The 19,228-nt window shown below is 73.3% G+C and carries 14 protein-coding genes; 11 read left to right on the top strand and 3 right to left on the bottom strand.

What is annotated here, in order from left to right; genetic code table 11:
- Window positions 1–37 precede the first annotated feature (37 nt).
- The 6 genes from ACZ7G1_RS12695 to ACZ7G1_RS12720 all read left to right on the top strand — a co-directional run bounded on the left by ACZ7G1_RS12695 (window position 38) and on the right by ACZ7G1_RS12720 (window position 6,685).
- Window positions 38–1,426: a wax ester/triacylglycerol synthase family O-acyltransferase gene (locus ACZ7G1_RS12695; RefSeq protein ID WP_470871587.1), complete on the top strand. Its 1,389-nt coding sequence runs from the start codon at window positions 38–40 to the stop codon at window positions 1,424–1,426.
- An 80-nt stretch (window positions 1,427–1,506) separates the two neighbouring features.
- Complete coding sequence (locus ACZ7G1_RS12700) at window positions 1,507–2,379, top strand: Fpg/Nei family DNA glycosylase (RefSeq protein WP_470871585.1); 873 nt, start codon at window positions 1,507–1,509, stop codon at window positions 2,377–2,379.
- A gap of 30 nt (window positions 2,380–2,409) precedes the next feature.
- Complete coding sequence (locus tag ACZ7G1_RS12705; protein WP_470871584.1) at window positions 2,410–3,159, top strand: LytR/AlgR family response regulator transcription factor; 750 nt, start codon at window positions 2,410–2,412, stop codon at window positions 3,157–3,159.
- A 119-nt stretch (window positions 3,160–3,278) separates the two neighbouring features.
- Entirely contained in the window at window positions 3,279–3,665 is a 387-nt protein-coding gene (locus tag ACZ7G1_RS12710; protein ID WP_470871582.1) for a hypothetical protein, read from the top strand.
- A gap of 46 nt (window positions 3,666–3,711) precedes the next feature.
- Complete coding sequence (locus ACZ7G1_RS12715; RefSeq protein WP_470871580.1) at window positions 3,712–5,445, top strand: sodium/solute symporter; 1,734 nt, start codon at window positions 3,712–3,714, stop codon at window positions 5,443–5,445.
- Window positions 5,446–5,476: 31 nt separating this feature from the next.
- On the top strand, window positions 5,477–6,685 hold the full coding sequence (locus ACZ7G1_RS12720; protein ID WP_470871579.1) for a histidine kinase: 1,209 nt from the start codon (window positions 5,477–5,479) through the stop codon (window positions 6,683–6,685).
- A 14-nt stretch (window positions 6,686–6,699) separates the two neighbouring features.
- Here ACZ7G1_RS12720 and ACZ7G1_RS12725 read toward each other — a convergent pair whose 3' ends face one another.
- The 3 genes from ACZ7G1_RS12725 to ACZ7G1_RS12735 form a co-directional block, all read right to left on the bottom strand.
- A complete protein-coding gene (locus tag ACZ7G1_RS12725; protein WP_470871577.1) occupies window positions 6,700–7,206 on the bottom strand; it encodes a hypothetical protein in 507 nt (168 codons plus the stop codon).
- Between the two features lie 211 nt (window positions 7,207–7,417).
- A complete protein-coding gene (locus ACZ7G1_RS12730) occupies window positions 7,418–7,837 on the bottom strand; it encodes a PaaI family thioesterase (protein WP_470871576.1) in 420 nt (139 codons plus the stop codon).
- 4 nt (window positions 7,838–7,841) lie between these two features.
- The gene (locus tag ACZ7G1_RS12735; protein WP_470871574.1) at window positions 7,842–8,399 is read right to left on the bottom strand and encodes a sigma-70 family RNA polymerase sigma factor; all 558 of its coding nucleotides are present in this window, start codon (window positions 8,397–8,399) and stop codon (window positions 7,842–7,844) included.
- A gap of 260 nt (window positions 8,400–8,659) precedes the next feature.
- Between ACZ7G1_RS12735 and ACZ7G1_RS12740 the strand changes: the two genes are divergently transcribed.
- The 5 genes from ACZ7G1_RS12740 (at window position 8,660) to ACZ7G1_RS12760 (ending at window position 19,226) form a co-directional block, all read left to right on the top strand.
- On the top strand, window positions 8,660–9,868 hold the full coding sequence (locus ACZ7G1_RS12740; RefSeq protein WP_470871573.1) for a CapA family protein: 1,209 nt from the start codon (window positions 8,660–8,662) through the stop codon (window positions 9,866–9,868).
- An 86-nt stretch (window positions 9,869–9,954) separates the two neighbouring features.
- The gene (locus ACZ7G1_RS12745) at window positions 9,955–10,845 is read left to right on the top strand and encodes a polysaccharide deacetylase family protein (protein ID WP_470871571.1); all 891 of its coding nucleotides are present in this window, start codon (window positions 9,955–9,957) and stop codon (window positions 10,843–10,845) included.
- A 280-nt stretch (window positions 10,846–11,125) separates the two neighbouring features.
- Window positions 11,126–11,878 (top strand): N-acetylmuramoyl-L-alanine amidase, encoded by a 753-nt coding sequence (locus ACZ7G1_RS12750; RefSeq protein ID WP_470871569.1) that lies wholly within the window; start codon window positions 11,126–11,128, stop codon window positions 11,876–11,878.
- A gap of 22 nt (window positions 11,879–11,900) precedes the next feature.
- Entirely contained in the window at window positions 11,901–15,446 is a 3,546-nt protein-coding gene (locus tag ACZ7G1_RS12755) for a PLL family lectin (protein ID WP_470871567.1), read from the top strand.
- A 3-nt stretch (window positions 15,447–15,449) separates the two neighbouring features.
- Window positions 15,450–19,226: a hypothetical protein gene (locus tag ACZ7G1_RS12760; protein ID WP_470871566.1), complete on the top strand. Its 3,777-nt coding sequence runs from the start codon at window positions 15,450–15,452 to the stop codon at window positions 19,224–19,226.
- Window positions 19,227–19,228: the final 2 nt, after the last annotated feature.

Raw genomic sequence — 19,228 nt, forward strand, 5'->3', positions numbered from 1 at the left:
GTCCTATCGCCCCTCCGCGCAGGACGTGAGGACATCCGTGAGCAGTACGCAGCTGGCCCCCGAATCATCGGCCCCCGAACTCCTCGCCCCGCTCGACCTCGCCTTCTGGCACCTGGAGTCCGCCGACCACCCCCTCCACCTCGGCGCCCTCGCCCACTTCGGCCCCCTCCCGGCCACCCCCGACCACCAGCCCACGGACGTCCTCGGCCTGCTCGCCCGACGCGCCGCCGCCGTGCCGAGGCTCCGGATGCGGGTCCGTGACGTCCTCCTCCCGGTCGGCGGCGCTGCCTGGAGCGCCGACCCGGACTTCGACGTCCGGCGGCACGTGCGCGAGATCGTCCTGCCCGGCGCCGACTTCGCCGCCGAGACCGCCCGGCTCGCCGCCGAGGTGATGGAGCGGCCCGTCGAACGCGGGCGGCCGCCCTGGGAGATGTACCTCCTGACGGGCGCTCCCGACGGCTCGTTCGCGGTACTCGTCAAACTCCACCACGCACTCGCCGACGGCATGCGGGCCGTCGCCATCGGCGCCGGCATCTTCGACGAGATCGCGGCCGGGCGACGCCCCGCGGGCCGCCCCCGGCCCGCGCCCCCGCGCTCCTGGCTGCCAGGTCCCGGCAGGCTGTTCGGCCTCGCCCGGGACCGCCTCGGCGATCTCGGGCGGGCCGTCGAGGTCGGGGCCTCGGTCGTCGGCTCCTCCATGGTCCGGGCCGGCCGGCCGGCGGAGGCGTTCACGGCCCAGTCCAGCGGCACCCGCAGGATCGCGACCGCGACGCTCGACCTCGACCGGGTCCAGCGCATCCGCCGCGCGACGGGCGGCACGGCCAACGACGTCCTGCTCGCCGTCACCGCCGGAGCGCTGCGGCGCTGGTGCGACGGGCGCGGGCTGCCGCTGCCGGCCGCCGACCCCCGGGCGCTCGTCCCCGTCTCCCGCCGCCGGCCAGGCGCCGCGCCCGGACCCGGGAACAGCCTCTCCGGCTACCTCCTCGACCTGCCGGTCACCGAACCCGACCCGGCGGCCCGGCTCGCGGCCGTCCGGCGCGCCATGGACCGCAACAAGGCGGCCGGCCCCCTCAGAGGAGCGGGCGCCGTCGCCCTCCTCGCCGACCAGCTGCACCCTTTGGCCCACCGCTTCGGCGCCCCGCTGGCCTCCGGCGCGGCCCGGTTCCTGTTCGACGTGCTCGTCACCCAGGTGCCGCTGCCACGCGCCGCGCTGTCCCTCGGCGGCGCCCCGCTGCGCGCGGTGTTCCCCATGGCGCCGCTCGCCCGGGGCCAGGCCCTGGCCGTCGCCATGTCGCCGTACGGCGGCCGGGTGCACATCGGTCTCGTCGCCGACGGCGAGGCCGCCCCCGACCTCGACGCGCTGGCCGCCGCGCTGGGCGAGGAACTCGACCTGCTCGACCCGCCGCGGGGCGGGACGGGCACCTGAACGCCCACCGCCGCCCGTCGCGAGCGCCGAGGCCCGGCGCCTGACGCGCGTACCGGCGGGGGGTGCGGCAGGGTGGAGCCATGCCCGAACTGCCCGAGGTGGAAGCGCTGCGCGAGTTCCTCGACGCGCATCTGGTGGGCAAGGAGATCGCCCGCGTCCTGCCCGTCGCGATCAGCGTCCTCAAGACGTACGACCCGCCCGTGCAGGCGATCGAAGGCGCCGAGGTCAGCGCGGTCGGCCGGCACGGGAAGTTCCTCGACCTGACCACCGCGGGACCGGCCGGTGAGCTCCACCTGCTGATCCACCTGGCCCGCGCCGGCTGGCTCCGCTGGCAGGACCCGCTGCCCTCCGGACCGCCGAAGCCCGGCAAGGGGCCGCTGGCCCTGCGGATCGCGCTCACCGGCGGCGACGGCTTCGACCTCACCGAGGCCGGCACCACCAAACGCCTCGCCGTCCACCTGGTCCGCGACCCGCAGGACGTCCCCGGCGTCGCCCGCCTCGGCCCCGACCCCCTCGCCGACGACTTCGGCCCCGAGGCCTTCGCCGCCCTCCTCTCCGGCGAACGGCGCCAGATCAAGGGCGCCCTCCGCGACCAGAGCCTCATCGCGGGCATCGGCAACGCCTACAGCGACGAGATCCTGCACGCCGCCAAGATGTCCCCCTTCAAACCCACCCAGAACCTCACCCCCGACGAGACCACCGCCCTCTACACAGCCATGCGCACCACCCTCCGCGAAGCCGTCGACCGTTCCCACGGCCTCGCCGCCGGCAAACTCAAAGCCGAGAAGAAGAGCGGCCTCCGGGTCCACGGCCGCACCGGCGAGCCCTGCCCCGTCTGCGGCGACACCATCCGCGAAGTCTCCTTCAGCGACTCCTCCCTCCAGTACTGCCCCACCTGCCAGACCGGCGGCAAGCCGCTCGCCGACCGGCGGCTGTCGAAGCTGCTCAAATAGCCCGCCGGGGTGGCCGTTACACTCCGCCGCATGCTGCGCGTACTGGCCGTCGACGACGAGGAACCCGCCCTCGGGGAGCTGCTCTACCTGCTGCGCGCGGATCCACGGGTGCGGACGGCGGAGGGGGCGGGGGACGCGAACGCCGCTCTGCGGCGGATCGGGCGGGCCTTGGAGGCGGGGGTGGAGGGGGACGAGGGGATCGATGTCGTCTTCCTCGACATTCACATGCCGGGCCTGACGGGGCTGGACGTCGCGCGGTTGCTGGCGGGGTTCGCGCGGCCGCCGTTGGTGGTCTTCGTGACCGCGCACGAGGGGTTCGCGTTGCAGGCGTTCGACCTGAAGGCGGTCGATTACGTGCTGAAGCCGGTGCGGCGGGAGCGGCTGGCCGAAGCGGTCCGGCGCGTGCACGACCTGGTGCACGCCACGGTGGGACCGGCTCCGGCGGCACCCGAGCAGATCCCGGTCGAACTGGGGGGCGTCACGCGCTTCCTGGCCGTCGACGACATCGCGTACGTGGAGGCTCACGGGGACTACGCCCGGCTGCACACGGACCACGGGAGCCATCTCGTCCGCATTCCGCTCTCCACCCTGGAGGAGCGGTGGGCGGCTCGGGGCTTCGTCCGCATCCACCGCAGCCACCTGGTGGCGCTGGCCCGGATCGACGAACTCCGGGTCGACGGCGGAGCCACCTCCGTCCGCGTCGGCGCGGTCGACCTCGCCGTCAGCCGCCGTCACGCGCGCCACCTGCGGGACCTCCTGATGCGCAGGGCGGGCGGCTGACCGGCCGGTACGTCTACCGCGGCCGGGGTCCGCTGCGTAGACTCCACGCGTCCGCCGGGGCCGTACGGCCACCCGGGCGGGCCGTCGGAAGTCGTCGAGAGAGCCGGGAGCGGACCCCGATGTCCGAGCACCACCCCCCGCGCAGACCCCGGCGCGAGACCGTCACATACGCCTCCGCGCACGGCTCCGGCGCCGTGCCGAGGAGCGCCGGGCGGCGCCCCGTCCATCCGCCGGCGCGCTCCGAGATCGACGAGCAGACCACCCTCGGCCACACCTATGTCCGCTCGCTGATGCGCAGCCAGCTCCGCGCCGCCCTCACGGCCCTCGGCGCGCTCGCCCTGCTCGTCGGCTCGCTGCCGCTGCTGCTCGCGCTGCCCGCGCCCGAGGCGCTGGTGTGGGCCGCGCTCGGTGTCGGCGTGTATCCGGTGATCTGGACCATCGCCCACTGGTACGTCCGCCGGGCCGAGCGCAACGAACGCGACTTCACGGGCCTCGTCGAACGGTGAGAACGGCAGGCCGCCCCCGTACGAGCGGGACGTTCGAGGTGTCCGCGTGAACCAGACCCACGCCGTCGCCGCCGTCACCGCCGTCGTCCTCGCCACCGTCCTGATCGGCGCCCTCGGCCTGCGGATCTCCCGCACCACCTCCGACTTCTACGTCGCGTCGCGGACCGTGGGACCCGGCCTCAACGCGGCGGCGATCAGCGGCGAGTACCTCTCGGCCGCCTCGTTCCTCGGCATCGCGGGACTGGTTCTCGTCCAGGGGCCCGCCATGCTCTGGTACCCGGTCGGCTACACCGCCGGATACCTCGTCCTGCTCGTCCTGGTGGCCGCGCCGCTGCGCCGCTCGGGGGCGTACACCCTCTCGGACTTCGCCGAGGCCCGGCTCGAATCGCCGCAGGCCAGGCGGCTCGCCAGCCTGTTCGTCGTCGGCATCGGGTGGCTCTACCTGCTGCCGCAGCTCCAGGGCGCCGGGCTCACCCTGGCGATCCTGACCGGCGCGCCCGAGTGGGTCGGCGGGCTGCTCGTCGCCGTCGTCGTCACGGGCACCGTCGCGGCGGGCGGGATGCGCAGCATCACCTTCGTCCAGGCCTTCCAGTACTGGCTGAAACTCACCGCCCTGCTCGTCCCCGCCCTCTTCCTGATCGGCGCCTGGTACGGGGACGGGGCACCGCGCGCCCGTTTCGACGCCCCCGCCGTGCTGCGCGAGCACACCGTCGTCCGGGTCGCCGACACCGTACGGATCGGGCTCGACGCCCCGCTCACGGTCACCGTCACCGGCAGCGTCGACGCCGTCCCGTACACCGACCGCACCGTCACGCTGGCCCCCGGCACCCACCAGGTGCGCGGCGGCACCACCCTGACCTTCGCGCCGGGCGGGCCGCTCCCCGAGCGGGCCGCCAGCGGAACCGACCCCCTCGGCTGGTCGCAGCCGCTGGCCGGGGGCCGGGACGGACACCAGCTGTACGCCACGTACGGGCTGATCCTGGCCACCTTCCTCGGCACCATGGGCCTGCCCCACGTCGCCGTCCGCTTCTACACCAGCCCGCACGGGCGGGCGGCCCGCCGCACCACCCTCGTCGTCCTCGGCCTCGTCAGCGCCTTCTATCTGCTGCCCCCGCTGTACGGCGCCCTCGGCCGGATCTACGCCCCCGAACTCGCCCTCACCGGCTCCGCCGACGCGGCCGTCCTCGTCCTGCCCGACCGGATCCTCGGCGGACTCCTCGGCGACCTCCTCGGGGCGCTGCTCGCCGGCGGCGCCTTCGCGGCCTTCCTCTCCACCGCCTCCGGGCTCACGATGTCCGTCGCCGGGGTCCTCACCCAGGACGTGCTGCCCTCCCGGGGCGTCCGGCACTTCCGGCTCGCGACCCTGCTCGCCACCGCCGTCCCGCTGGCCGTCGGCGTCTTCGCCTCCAAGGTGCCGGTCGCCGATGCCGTCGGCCTCGCCTTCGCGGTCTCCGCCTCCTCCTTCTGCCCGCTGCTCGTCCTCGGCATCTGGTGGCGGCGGCTGACCCCGCCCGGCGCGATGGCGGGCCTCCTGCTCGGCGGCGGCTCCGCGCTCGTCGCCGTCATGGCCACCCGGGCCGGACTCGCCCCCGCGGGCTGGCCGCACACCCTCATGGCCTGGCCCGCCGTCTGGTCCGTCCCCCTCGGCTTCCTCACCATGCTCCTCGTCTCCCTCGCCACACCCCGCCGCGTCCCACCCGGCACCCCCGCCCTCCTCGCCCGCCTCCACCTCCCGGAGGAATTCACCGGAACCGTGCCCGCCCAGGAGGTACGCCGATGAGCCGGGCCGGTTTCAGAACGGGGGTACGCCGATGAGCGGCATCGCCCTCGCCGCCGCGGCCGCCGCCGGAGCCGTACTGCTCGCCGCGGGCTTCGTCCTGGGGCGGTTCGTCGCCGGGCGCGGTGGACGCGCGGTCGACGCGGGCCTCGGCACACCGGTGGAGCGGGCTACCTTCCACACCCTGCACACCGCCTCGGTCGCCGCGCCGCCGCTGCGCGCCGGGCTCACCGAGGAGACCGCCCGCAAGGCGGCCGGCACGCTGCGCTCGCTGCTCGGCACGGAGGCGCTCTGTCTCACCGACCGGGGCGCGGTCCTCGCCTGGGACGGCCCCGGTGAGGACCATCACCGCGCGCACGTGCCCCAACAGGCCGCCGAGACCCTGGAGTCCGGCCGCAGCCGCTCGGCGCCCACCGGCTGCGCCGACCCCGCCTGTCCGCTGCGCTGGGCGGTGATCGCCCCGCTCACGGGCGAGGACGGGGTCCTCGGCGCGCTCGTCGCCTACGGCTCGCGGGAGTCGGCCGTCCTGGTGCGGGCGGCGACGGAGGTGGCCCGCTGGGCCTCCGTACAGCTGGAACTGGCCGAGCTCGACCGGTCCCGCACCCGGATCGTGGAGGCCGAGATCAGGGCCCTGCGCGCCCAGATCTCGCCGCACTTCATCTTCAACTCCCTCGCCGCCATCGCCTCGTTCGTACGGACGGACCCCGAGCGGGCCAGGGAACTCCTCCTGGAGTTCGCCGACTTCACGCGCTACTCGTTCCGCAAGCACGGCGAGTTCGCCCAGCTCGCCGACGAACTGCGCTCCATCGAGCAGTACTTGGCGCTCGCCGGGGCCCGCTTCGGCGACCGCCTCAAGGTGACCCTGCAGATCGCTCCCGAAGTGCTGCCGGTGACCCTGCCCTTCCTGTGCCTGCAGCCGCTGGTGGAGAACGCGGTCAAGCACGGGCTCCAGGACCGCGAGCGCGGCTGCCGCGTCACGATCGCCGCCCGGGACGCGGGCGCCGAGGCCGTGGTGACCGTCGAGGACGACGGCATCGGCATGGACCCGGAGCTGCTGCGCGCCGTCCTGCGCGGGGAGCACCCGGCCGGCTCCGGCATCGGCCTCTCCAACGTGGACGAGCGGCTGCGCCAGGTGTACGGGACGGAGTACGGCCTCGTCATCGAGACGGGGCTCGGCGCCGGGATGAAGGTGACGGTACGGGTCCCCAAGTACCGTCCCGGGGTGCACCGTTCGGCGCCGTGAGCTGCCGGGCGGAGTCAGCGCAGGTGCAGGGAGAGGTGGGCGAGCGGGAGGCCCAGCTTCCAGGCGGGGAGCCAGACCTGCTCGTCCTCGTCGATCGGCGAATCGGGGTCCCCGACGGTGCGGCCTTCGAGGTCGGCGGCGCGCACCCAGGTGTCCCGCAGGCGGCGCCAGGCGGTGAGCGCGAGCGCCAGGTCGGGGCCGTCGCCGTCGGCGGCGCGGCGGGCGGCGAGCCGCTCCTCGACCCAGGGCGGCCAGGGCCGGTCGTACGCCGTGTGGCGCAGCCAGGCGTCGACGTGGCCGGCGGCGGCCCACCCGGCCGCGGGGCGGTCCGGTCCCTCGGAGAGGTGGACGGTGAGGGCCAGGGCCTGGAGGCCGGCCCGGTACTCCAGTGAGCCGGGGGCCACGAGGGCGGCGGCCCGCAGCACCTCGTCGGCCAGGTACTCGGCGCACAGCCAGGCCATCGGGACGGCGAGGCCGCCGCCACTCGTGGCGCCGGCGCCGTTCGTGCTCTCGGGCAGCAACGCTCCCACCTTCTCCCGGACGTCGGGGACCCGGACGTCAGGGCCCGGGGGAGAGCTTCCTCCGAGAAGGGCGCCCGCGGGTCCCGCTTTGCTCAACTCGCCCGTGTGGTTTCGGATACGTTTCCCGGCCGGATCGGTGCAGGTGAGGTTCGTGTCGTCCGCCGTGTCGGGCGGGGTGGGAGCGGTGCGCGTGTCGGGTGGGACGTGGGGGTCAGCCGAGGAGGGCGTAGACGGCGGTGGCGTGGGCGGCGGTCTCCTCCGTGCCCTCGGCCGTCATCGTGATGTCGGCGAAGGCCATCCGCTTGCCCGCCTTGGTGAGCCGGGCGTGCACCAGGACGTCGGCGCCGACGACGGCCCGCTGGAAGCTGATGGACTGCTGGACGGTGGTCATGGGCACGAAGCCGCCCCGGGCGGCGGCGACCGCGATCACGGTGGCGGTGTCGGCGGCGGCCATCAGGGCCTGTCCGGAGAGCCCGCCGCCCTCCCGGGCGAGCCGGTCGGACCAGGGGAGCCGGAGGACGGCCCCGAATCCGTCGGGCCCGACGGATTCGACGGTGAGTCCCAGGTCGAGCACCCAGGGGGCGAAGTTGTCGGCGAGGACCTTTTCGGCGGCGGCGAGTGTCAGCGTCACCGCGTCATTGTGCGGCCCCGGCCCGCGGCCGGGCAACGGCCCCGTGCCGCGGCCGGTAGCCGGGCAGTGACCGGCCGAGCTGGCGGAGCGCGTAGTGGGAACGGGACTTGACGGTGCCGGCCGGGATGCCGAGGTCGACGGCGGCCTCGTTGACGGTGAGGCCGCGGAAGTAGAGCCGTACCAGCACCGCGCGGTGTTCCGGGCTCAACTCCCGCACGGCCGCGCGGACGTCGAGCGCCGCGTCGGCGGAGGCGGTGGCGTCGGCGGGGTCGGGGGTCACGGCGAGGACCCCGTCGCCGATCTCGGCCGGCCGGGCGAGCCGGGAGCGCCGGGCGTCGATGGCGATGCGGCGGGCCACGGTGAAGAGCCAGGGCCGGATGGAGGAGTAGCCGGCGTCGAAGGCCTCGGGGTGGAGCCAGGCGCGTACCAGGGTCTCCTGGGCGAGGTCCTCGGCGCGCTGCCGGTCCCCGTGGGTCAGCCCGAGCAGGAAGGACTGCAGCGCGGGGCCGTGGTCCCGCTGCAGCTCCTCCAGGGTCCGCTCGTCGGTCGTCGCCGTCGTCATCCCGTTCACCTCTTCCGCGGCTCGTCGTCCGGGCCGTATACGAACGCATTCGGAAGGCGAGGGACAGGGAACGGGCAGCGGTCTGCGCCGAACGGTCACACCGAGCGGCGAATGGTACGGCGAGCGGTCGGACGGAGTCGGTGCGTCCGTTTCAGCGGGGTTCATGACCTGCTGCGGCCTTGACCCTTGACTGAGGCTTTTCCGCGAGCTCAATTCAACAGAACAGATGTTCATCACATGAATTGGGCGGAGTGCTGTACATGAGTTCACGCACCACATCGGCGGGAGCGCTCGCGCTCACCGCCCTCCTGCTCACGGCGGCGACCGGCTGCACCGACGGAGGGACACCCGCCACCGGAAGCTCCTCCGGACCGCCGGGAGCGGGCCGCCCCGGGACGGCCGCCCCGTCCGCCGCACCCGGCGGCGCCTCCGCCCCCACCGGATTCACCCTCGTGGCCTCCGGCGACGTCCTCCCGCACGACTCGATCATCCGCCGCGCCGCCGAGGACGCCGAGGGCGGAGGATACGACTTCGGCCCCATGCTCTCCGGCGTCAAGCCGGTCGTCTCCCGCGCCGACCTCGCCATCTGTCACATGGAGACCGTGTACGGGAAGGAGGGCGGGCCCTACACCGGATACCCCGCCTTCAAATCACCGCCCGAGGTCGCCGCCGCGCTCAAGGCCACCGGATACGACTCCTGCTCCACCGCCTCCAACCACACCCTCGACGACGGCGCGGCCGGCCTCGGCCGCACCCTCGACGCCCTCGACAAGGCCGGCGTCAAACACGCCGGCTCGGCCCGCACCGCCGAAGAGGCCGCGCGGCCCGCCCTGCTCAAGGCCGGCGGCGCCACCGTCGCCCAGCTGGCCTACACCTACGACACCAACGGCTACCCGCTGCCCGACGGTCAGCCCTGGGCGGTCCAGCTCCTCGACGAGAAGAAGGTCATCGCCGACGCCCGCGCCGCCCGCGCGGCCGGCGCCGACGTCGTCGTGGTCAGCGTCCACTGGGGCACCGAATGGCAGACCGAGCCCGACGAGCGGCAGCTCTCCCTCGGCCGCGCCCTGACCGCCTCGCAGACCGCCGGCCGCCCCGACATCGATCTCGTCCTCGGCACGCACGCCCACATCCCCCAGGCCTACGAGAAGGTCAACGGCACCTGGATCATCTACGGCATGGGCGACCAGATCGCCGGCGACATGATCAACCACGAGGGCGCCCACGACCCCCGCGGCAACCAGGGCACCCTCGGCCGCTTCACCTTCGCCCCGCCCCGCACCGCCGGCGCCCGCTGGGAGGTCACCAAGGCCGAGTTCATCCCCCAGTGGTTCGACACCGCACGCGGCCGCGTGGTCAACCTCGGCGCCGACGGCACCGACGACGCGCGCCAGGCCGAGATCCGCGACACCATCCGGCAGGTCGTGCTCAGCCGCGGCGCCGGCAAGGACGGCCTGGTGATGGGGAAGTAACCCCGATATCGGCTCATCGGGTGCTTTCGGACGGAGGGCCGGTGTCGAAGAGGCACACCGGCTCCCGCCCGTAGGAACCATTGGTCATGAAAAAGGATCAGATGGCCAGCGGGCGCCGGACGCTGCTCCGCTTCGCCGCCGCCCTCGGCGCCACCGCCACCGTCGGCGTCCTCGCCGCCGACCGCTTCGGCACCCCCGCACCGGCCACCGGCGCCGCCCGCTCCCCCCAGGGCCCACCCGGAACGGGCCACGGAGGACCGCGCCCCGGCCCCGCCGCCGGACCGCAGGCCGCCGGAACCGCCCGCCTGCGCCCCACCGCGTACCGCCTCCAGCCGATGACCGCCTACGCGCCCCCGGCCTTCCGCCGCGCGGTCCCACCGGTCCGCCAGCGGCCCTTCCTGAGCATGTCAGGCGTCGGCCGCTCCATGGTCCTCACCTTCGACGACGGCCCCGACCCCCGCTACACCCCGGCCATCCTGGAGACCCTCCGCCGCTACGACTGCCGCGCGATGTTCTTCGTCTGCGGCGAGATGGCCGTCGACAACCAGGACCTCCTCCGCGAGATGGCCGCCGACGGCCACGTCGTCGGCAACCACTCCTGGTCCCACCCCCTCATCCCCAAACTCCGCCCCTCCCGCATCCGCGACGAACTCGGCTCCACCAGCGAGATCATCGAACGCACCCTCGGCACCGCCCCCCTCTGGTACCGCGCCCCCTACGGCGCCTGGAACCGCCACTCCTTCGAGATCGGCGCCGAACTCGGCATGGAACCCCTCGCCTGGACCGTCGACACCCTCGACTGGCAGGAACCCCCCACCGACTCCATCGTCCGCCGCGTCCTCGACGGCGCCGCCCCCGGCACCGTCGTCCTCTCCCACGACGCCGGCGGCAACCGCTCCCACACCGTCTCCGCCCTCCGCCGCTACCTCCCCGAACTCCTCTCCTCCGGCTACCACATCACCGTCCCCCGCCGCTGACCCCACCCCCCACGCCAACAGGGCCCCGCCGCCCCCGGCGCCGGGGCCCTGCCCCTCACCGTGCGTCGCGATCGCCCCCTGAACCCCGCCACAGACCGGCAGTTCGTCACACTCCGTATCACGTGTTGAGCGGTTGCGGAACGCGTACGAGTATGGAAGGAGACAGCTCCGTGCGGACCGACGGCGTCCGTCACGGCCGAGTGATCGCCTCGTCGACGATCCTTCCCGTCCCTCATGTGGAGGGCATCTCCCTGAGCCGGATCAGCCTCCGGAGAGCGATATGACGATCAAGAACATGGACTTCGCCTGCCCGAAGTGTGGAGAGGTGTCGACGTACGCCGTGCAGACGGACGGCGCCGCGCCCGAGCTATCGGGTCTGACCTTCCACGAGAACCTGGGAAACCTGCAGAGCCTGGACATTCCGTACACCAACAGTCCGAACCGTGACGCGTACGGCCCGCTGGTCCCTCAGGGCGTCGTCATCCACTACACCCAGGGCCGGTACGAGGGAGCCATCGGCTACTTCCAAAGCTCCGCGGCCAGGGTCTCGGCGCACTTCATCATCGCCAGGGACGGCCGGCGTGTTCAGATGGTCCCGCTGCCCGACCCGGACACCAACGGCCCGCGCGACGGGCGGTACACCGCCTGGCACTGCAAAGGGGGCAACGTCAAGTACATCGGCATCGAGCACGAGTACGGGTACACCGGGGCCACCGGCCCTCAGGACTGGACCACGGCGATGATGGAGTCCTCGGCGGAGCTGTCGGCGTACTTGTGCGCCACCTACGGCATCCCGATCGACGTGCCGCTCGCCCCCAACCAGCGCGGCGAATTCTTCGGCTTCGGCGGACACTACAACGTGCTCAACAACGACCACACCGACCCAGGTCCGTACTTCCCGTGGGACTACTACATGCAGCTCGTGCAGTGGTTCTACGACCAGATGCTCGCTCCCCCGCAGGATGCGCCGACGTCCGCCAAACCGGTCCGGGAACTGGCCGGGTCCGGGATGCCCTCCTACCAGACGCTGTGACCGCCCTATGAGGTGACGCCCCATGCTGGGCTCCACGCTGACCGCGCTTACCGCCTGTTCGGCCGCCCCCGGCCGCATCGACCTGTTCGTCGGTGACGGTGACGGCGCCACGTGGCACAGGACGCATACGACGTCCCCGGATTCCGCGCGAGGACGGTGGGGGGCGTGGCATTCGCTCGGCCGGCCGTGGCCCACCCCGGGGGCGCCGGAGAAGGCCGGATGGCTGAGCGCCGTGCGGTCCGGCCCCGGCCGGATCGAGCTGCTGGCCGTGGACGCCGTTCGCGGGACGAGGCACAGACTGTTCGCGGCGGCTCGTGACGGGACGCTCGGCACGCTCAGCGGTGAGGGCGGTGCGGAGGCGGGCGGGGGAGCGGACGACCTCGTCGGTGATGTCGTCGGTGACATGGCCGGGCATGGCTGGACGCCGTGGACGTCCCCCGATCCGCTGGCCGGGCAGCCCGCGGCGATCGACCCGCTTCTGGTGGAGGAGCAACTGGCGTTGCTGCAGTTGCAGCTCTCCGAGGGCCGGCGTCCCGGCGTCGGCCCTCGCCCCGACGGCTTCGCCGCGACGGAGGAGGACTCCTTCGCCGTCGCGGATCGCAAGCTGTGGCACAGGACGCGAAGGGAACCCTCCCGGTGGGAGAACCTCGGCGGCGACCTCACCGCGGACGGTTCGACCGCCCCGCACCTCGCCGCCGTCCGCGACGAGGCCGGGACCACTCACGTCTTCGCCGTGTGGGCCGGTACGGCCCTGATGCACCGGCAGCTCGACCGCGCCTGGTCCGACTGGCGGCTGGTCGACATCTGGGCCGAGGTGCGGGCCTACCAGGTGCTGCGCCCCGAGGACCTCGTCGTGCTGACCGTGCGTGGGAGCGGGCTGAAGGAACGGGTCCGCGCCGACGGAGTGGTGGAGGTCGTCGCCGCGGGGGCGGGTGCCGCCCGGCTCATCGTGGAGTTCCCTCCCCAGCACATCGCCGAGACGGTCTCCGTGGCGGGCACGACCAGCCAGGCGCGGATCGCGGGACCGTCCCGGCTTGCCTTCGCCATCGGCTCGGAGGCCGTACCGCTCACGGTCGACGGCGTACTGACCGCCATGGGCAGACTGCCCCTGGTCGTCACAGCCGACGCCGCGGGAGCGGAGGGCGCCCGTCTCGAACTGCCCTGGCGTCTGCTGCTGCAGCTGCCGGACGGCGCGCACTGCCGGCACCACGCGCTGCCCGTCGTCGGCGACAACGGCACGACGGAGCTGTGGCACAGCCGGGTCGTCCGCCCCGACGGGGCCGACGCGCTCAGAGTGAGACCCGTCAAGGCCCTCCCGGACGAGCCCGCTCTCGAGACCCCGCTCGGCGACTACACGGCGAAGATCGCCGCGCTCGGGCTGCAGTCCGCCGATCCGCCGGTGATGGTCGACCGGCTCATCCTGAGCGCGTTCGGCGCCTGGTTCGACGCCTCGGCCTCTTGGCCCACGTTCGACTGGACCCACCAGGCCGCGATGGGCCGTGACTACTACGTCCGCGTCCTCACCCGCGGCGCGCTCTTCCCCTTCGGGCACCGGGCCGCCTATCTCGAGATCACCGAGCGCCGGTTCGACCGGAACTCCCCGGCGGTGGCCGCGCTCCGCACGACGCACACGCTCCTCGTCACCGAGCCGACACGCCGCTACGGCATCGGCGACACCGACGGCGCCCGCAGAGTGTACGAGCGCGCCTTCCCCTTCCAGGAGGTGTCCGTCGAACCCCGACAGGTGACGGGCCTGGACGAGGAGGTCTGGCTGCCCTGCAAGGCGTTCTGGCCCAGACGGTCGGGAGCCGACGTCGAGTTCACGGTGCGCGCGCGGGCGGACCGTGAAGTCGTCGAACTCCGGCTGCCGCTGCTCTTCGTCGACGACACGGCCCTCGGCACGTCCAACGCCCTTGCCCTCGACACCGCGTACGCCGCACGACCGCGCTCAGGCGACCGGCGCGGCCCCGGACGGCCCACCTGCGACATCGGCCGCAGGATCGCCCTCGGCATGAAGACCGCCTCCCAGGCGCTGGACGGCGCGATCCAGGAAGTACGGTCGATGTCCTTCGGCGGGGTCGGCGCCGACATCGCCGCGAACGGAGTCGGATTCCACCCCCGTGTCACCGGCATGGACGTCGCACTGCCGGCGGTGCGCCAGTTGACCGGAACGTCGCCGGCGGCGCGGGCCGAGTTCTCCCCCGCGTACCTCACGTCCAAGGGCAGCCAGCGGCCCGAGGTCCTGCTCGCCCTCCCGGTGCCGAAACTCGTCGACTTCGGCGCGGCCGGTTCGCGTACCGGCATGGTGGCCGCGCCGAACATGGCCGTCACCGAGATCTCCCGGACGGCGGGACCGATTGCCGGCGGGCCCTTCCCGCCGAAGCCGCGGGACATGTTCGCCGAGGGCGCCAGACTTCTCGGCGTCGTCTCGCTCCGCGACATCCTGTCCAAGATCACTTCGCGTCCGCAGATCGCGCTGTCCGAGGTGGGCGGCGCGCCGGCCGCGAAGCTGACCTGGAGCGAGTATCTGACGGAGAACGCCGACCCCTTCTACCCGAAGAAGCCCACCTCCAAGGTCTCCCTGGAGGTCAGTTCGCAGACCGTCGGCGGTCGGCCCCAGCTGCGCACCACCGGTGAGGTCACCGACTTCACGCTGGAGATCCCGAACCACGCCTCCGCCCTGGTCATCCTCACCTTCACGAACGTCCGCTTCACCGGCAACTCGGGAGAGACCCCCTCCCTGACCTTCGAGCTCGCGGACGCCCGACTCGCCGGCAAGCTCAACTTCGTCAAGACGCTGGCGGAGAAGATCCCGCAGGCGGGCCGCGGCGGGCCGCACGTCGAGACCTCGGCGGTCGCGATCAGGGCCACGTACACGATCGCCGTGCCCACCCTCGCCATGGGCGTCTTCAGCGTGCAGAACCTCGCGATCAGCATCGGCCTCACCCTCTCCCTCGAACAGCGTCCCGTCGAGATCGACTTCGCCTTCGCCCACCGGGAACGGCCCTTCCTCGTCACCGTCGGCCCCTTCGGCGGCGGCGGCTATCTGGAGCTCGGAGTGAGCGCCGGAAAGGCCGACGGGGGACTGCAACGGTTCGTCGGCGGAATCGAGTTCGGTGCGTGCGTCGCCCTGGACTTCGGCGTGGTGGCCGGCGAGGTCCACGTCTTCGGCGGTGTCGTCTTCGTCAAACAGGGCAGCGGGATCGAGATCACCGGCTATCTGAGGATCGGAGGCAGCGTCTCCGTCCTGGGCCTGATCCGGGTCTCCGTGGAGCTGACCCTCAGCCTCACGTACGACGTCGGGCGCAACGTCCTGCACGGCTCCGCCCGGCTCGTGATCTCCGTCGACCTCACCTTCTGGTCCACCTCCGTCACCCTCGAATGCCGCAAGAGCTTCGCGGGCCCCAGCCTCGCCGCGGGCCCCCGTGACGTGCTGACGGCGTCCGGGGACGCGGGGCGGACCACCGCCGGCGTGGCACCTCGGGGCTCGACGGTCGAGGCCGCGCTCGGCCCCCAGGGCTCCTCGTTCCCTTGGCAGACGTACTGCCGGGCCTTCGCCAAGGAGTGACCCATGCCGGCCTCAGACCTGCGGCGACAGTTCGTCTGGACCCCGATCCCGGCCGGGCGGGTCGCCCTCGTCCCGGGACACTCCACCCCGATGGCGCTGCTGTCCGTCCTCCTCACTCCCCGGCTGATCGCACCCCCGGGAGAGCGGAAGCTGAAGCACTTCGGCATGCAGACCTGGCCCGAACGGCTCGCCGCCCTCAAGTTCGACGTCTTCCGCGGCACGCAGCCCGTCGTCTCCTACCAGGTCCCGCACCTCACCATCGAGAAGAAGGAGATCCGCTTCACCACCGCGCACCAACTCTCCGCTTGGAAAGCCCTGTTCAGCGGCGAATCGCCGGTGACTCCGTACCGGACGACCTCCTACGACAAGCGGGACGTACACGAGTTCCCGGCCTCCGAGGCAGCCGCCGAGGTACGCCAGGCGTTCACGGCCACGGGCCGCGTCCACCTCGACCACGACGGCGAGGTCCCCGAGACCCACCCCGAACTGCGTGCGGAACTGGGCCGGGTGAGCGCGATGTGGCAGGACCGACTCGCGCCGCTGGACGGCACGGCGGGGGACGACCCCTCCGCACCCCGGTCGGCGCTCGCCCGGGCGTACGCCTTCTACCGGCGTGAGAACGACTCGTTCACGGCGCTTCCGCCGGTCACCGCCACGTCCGTGCGCGAGTTCCACGACACGGTGGCCCGCCTCGCCGATCACCCGCTGCTCCTGCGCGCGCTCGGACTGCTGATCGACCTGGCCGTGGAGACCGCCCCGCTGACAGCGGCCGGCGGAGCGAAGGAGCTGCGCGTCGTTCCGCGGTGGCCGAACCCCGACGGCTCCGCCCCGCCCGGCTGGTCCCAAGCGCTCCAGGACGACCTGTCCCCGAAGACCGCCTACCTTCTGGACGGCACGCGGTTCGTCACCGCGTCGCTGCCGGGACCGATGGCCACCGAACTCAAGCGCGGCATGCTGCCCTTGGCCGGCACCGGGGTGGCGGCCCCCGCCGGGGCCGCCGGCGGGCGGTACGAGGTGGTGCCCTTCGACGTCGACGGCGCCGCCCTGCGCATGGTCGGCGTCGCCGAGTCCGACCGCGACCAGACGGCCGAGCGGGACAGGGCCGACGCCGGCGCGCTGCCCGCCCTGCGGTCGATGGGCTTCGCCCTCGTCGAACGGGACCGCGGACAGGAACACAGCAGACAGCTCAGAAGGGCAGCCCAGCGAGCCACGCCCGCCGGCCTCACCTCCCAGCCGGTGACGGCGGATTCGCTGCTCGGCGGCTACCGCGTGGACGTCTACGACGTGGACAAGAAGCAGTGGTACCCCCTCTGCCGCCGGCGCGTCCGCTACAAGATCGGCGACGTGACGATCGGGCAGGCCGCATCCGGCGGCGCCGGCCCCGCAGGCCTCCTCGAAGAGGGATTCGTCCGCCCCGAAGCCGCGGCGACCGGAGCCGACGAGCGGGACGCCCTGTACGTCCACCAGACCGTGATGCGCTGGGACGGCTGGAGCCCGGTCGCGGAGCGCCCCGAGCGGATCGTCGACACGGGGGACGACATGCCGGTCGCGGTGCAGGCACCCCCCTTCGACGCGGTCATCGAGACCGACCCGGGATCGCTGCCCCGCCTCCGCTTCGGCCGGGACTACCGCCTCCGCGTGCGGATCGCCGACCTGGCCGGGGGCGGACTGCGCCCCGACGAGGCGGGGCCCCAAGAGGAATGGACGAACGTCTTCCGGCACCACCGCTTCGAGCCCCTCCCACCCCCGGAACTCGTCCCCACCCGCAGACTGGCCGACGGCGAGACCCTGGGTCTGATGGTCATCCGCAGCGACCGTGACACGACGGTGGCGGCGTACGCGGCGGCCCACGGCCACCGTGCCTTCGACCTCCGCCATCTCCTCGCCCCCGCGTGCTCCCTCGACCTGGCCATCCAGCACGAGCGCACCTTCGACGCCGCCCTCGGCCCCGACGTACCGGCCGCGAAGGTGAAGGAGTTCTTCGAGGTCGCCAAGCGAGCCGACCAGGACGTCTCCGACATCCACGGCGCCACGGTCGTGGGAGCCGAGACCGGCTCCACCGTCCCCGCTCCGTACGTCTACCTCCCGGAGACGGGTGTCACCCTGCCCTGGCTCGCCGACCCCGCCACCAAGAGCATCGCCCTGAACCCCCGCCGCAGGCCCGTCGACCCCGAAACCGGAACGTACGGAACGATCGTGGCCGAGAAGCGCACCGGCGTGTGGCACGGCACCTGGCCGGCGTACGAGCCGATCTCGCTCCGCCTGGAAGGCGGCCCCAAGGGCTGCAAACTCACCCGCTCCTCGGACCAGCGCGCGTTCACCGTCACCCTCGGCCCGGCGGAAGAGGTCACCTTCGACATCGCCTCCTGCCCGGACGGCCGTGGCGTCCAGCTGTTCGGCATCGTCACCTGGCTGGGCATCGACGTCACCAACCCCAATGCGTTCGCCCCCATCACCGAGGGCCGCAACCGCCTCATCACACCGCCCCGGACCGTCACGCTCGTCCATGCCGTACAGCGCCCCCTGGCGACGCCCTCCGGTCTGCTCACCGCCCGCCGGTCCCCCGGGGACACCGGCGCCGTCCTGCGCACCGACGGCCTGCGCCTCCACATCGCGAGCACCGGTCGCCTGGACCTGCGCGCCACCTGGACCGACCACGAGGACCTCCCGCCGAACAAGCCGACCCAGCGCGAGCGGACCGCGATCCTCGGCCCGTACGACGTCCAGCGCGCCCCACGGCACGAGGCGTACCCCACGATCCGCCAGGAGTTCGGCGACACACGCCGCCGGCGCGTCACGTACCGCGCCACCGCCATCTCCCGCTTCCGGGCCCTCTTCCCCCGCGTCACCGCCACCGACCCCCAGGCCTGCCTGACCGAGGGCGTCCTGGAGGTCACGGACGTGCCCAGCTCCGCCCGCCCTCCCGAGCCCAAGGTCCTCCACACCGTGCCGACGTTCCGCTGGACCCACTCGCACGACGGCCAGAAATCGCTCACCCGGTGGCGGTACGGCGGCGGCCTGCGGGTTCTGCTCGAACGCCCCTGGTACGCCTCCGGGGACGACGAACGCCTCGCCGTCCTCACCCTGCCGTACCCATCCGCCCCCGCCGACGTGCTGCGGTACGTCAGCGTCGCGGGCCGCGACCCGATCTGGACCACCGGCGCCCCGCCCCCGGTCCTCAACCGGACGGACGTCGTCGCCCCGCGCGGCGAGCGGGCGGAACTGCCCGAACTGGAACGGGCGCTCGACGTGATCGCGTACCCCGTCCGTTTCGACGAGGAAGGCGACCGCTGGTACGCCGACATCGACCTCTCCCCGCTCGTCACCTCCTCCTATTTCCCGTTCGTCCGCCTTGCGGTGGCCCGCTACCAGGACCACACCGCCGAAGGCGTGCCCACCCTGTCCCCGGCGGTCCGGACGGAACCCGTCCAACTCCCGCCCCACCGCCGCCTCCTCGTCACCCGCACGACGGGACGGGCCACCGTCCTCCTCGACGGCCTCGGCCCCGCCGGCCCCCGTCCGAACCAAGTCCGTTACGAACTCCAGGTCGGACCCGCCGCGGCCACGGGCAGCGGCGCCGGCTGGAGCACCGTCCTGAAGGCCTCCGGCCCCCTCGGCCAAGCCCGCGACCTCGACCTCCCCGCCACCGGGGACCGCCCCCAGCGCATCGTCGTCCAGGAGTACGAGACGCATCCACAGGCCACGAACGACACGGGCTCCGCCGTGGAGAGCCAGGGCCGGCTGGTCTTCGTCGACATCGTCCCCCTGGGAGCGTGGTGACC

This window comes from Streptomyces sp. NPDC037273 (genome assembly GCF_055603625.1).

Coding starts and splice junctions, on each gene's coding strand:
- ACZ7G1_RS12700 (WP_470871585.1), top strand. CDS start 1,507: ATGCCCGAACTGCCCGAGGTGGAAGCGCTGCGCGAGTTCCTCGACGCG.
- ACZ7G1_RS12705 (WP_470871584.1), top strand. CDS start 2,410: ATGCTGCGCGTACTGGCCGTCGACGACGAGGAACCCGCCCTCGGGGAG.
- ACZ7G1_RS12710 (WP_470871582.1), top strand. CDS start 3,279: ATGTCCGAGCACCACCCCCCGCGCAGACCCCGGCGCGAGACCGTCACA.
- ACZ7G1_RS12720 (WP_470871579.1), top strand. CDS start 5,477: ATGAGCGGCATCGCCCTCGCCGCCGCGGCCGCCGCCGGAGCCGTACTG.
- ACZ7G1_RS12735 (WP_470871574.1), bottom strand. CDS start 8,399: ATGACGACGGCGACGACCGACGAGCGGACCCTGGAGGAGCTGCAGCGG.
- ACZ7G1_RS12740 (WP_470871573.1), top strand. CDS start 8,660: ATGAGTTCACGCACCACATCGGCGGGAGCGCTCGCGCTCACCGCCCTC.
- ACZ7G1_RS12745 (WP_470871571.1), top strand. CDS start 9,955: ATGAAAAAGGATCAGATGGCCAGCGGGCGCCGGACGCTGCTCCGCTTC.
- ACZ7G1_RS12750 (WP_470871569.1), top strand. CDS start 11,126: ATGACGATCAAGAACATGGACTTCGCCTGCCCGAAGTGTGGAGAGGTG.
- ACZ7G1_RS12755 (WP_470871567.1), top strand. CDS start 11,901: ATGCTGGGCTCCACGCTGACCGCGCTTACCGCCTGTTCGGCCGCCCCC.
- ACZ7G1_RS12760 (WP_470871566.1), top strand. CDS start 15,450: ATGCCGGCCTCAGACCTGCGGCGACAGTTCGTCTGGACCCCGATCCCG.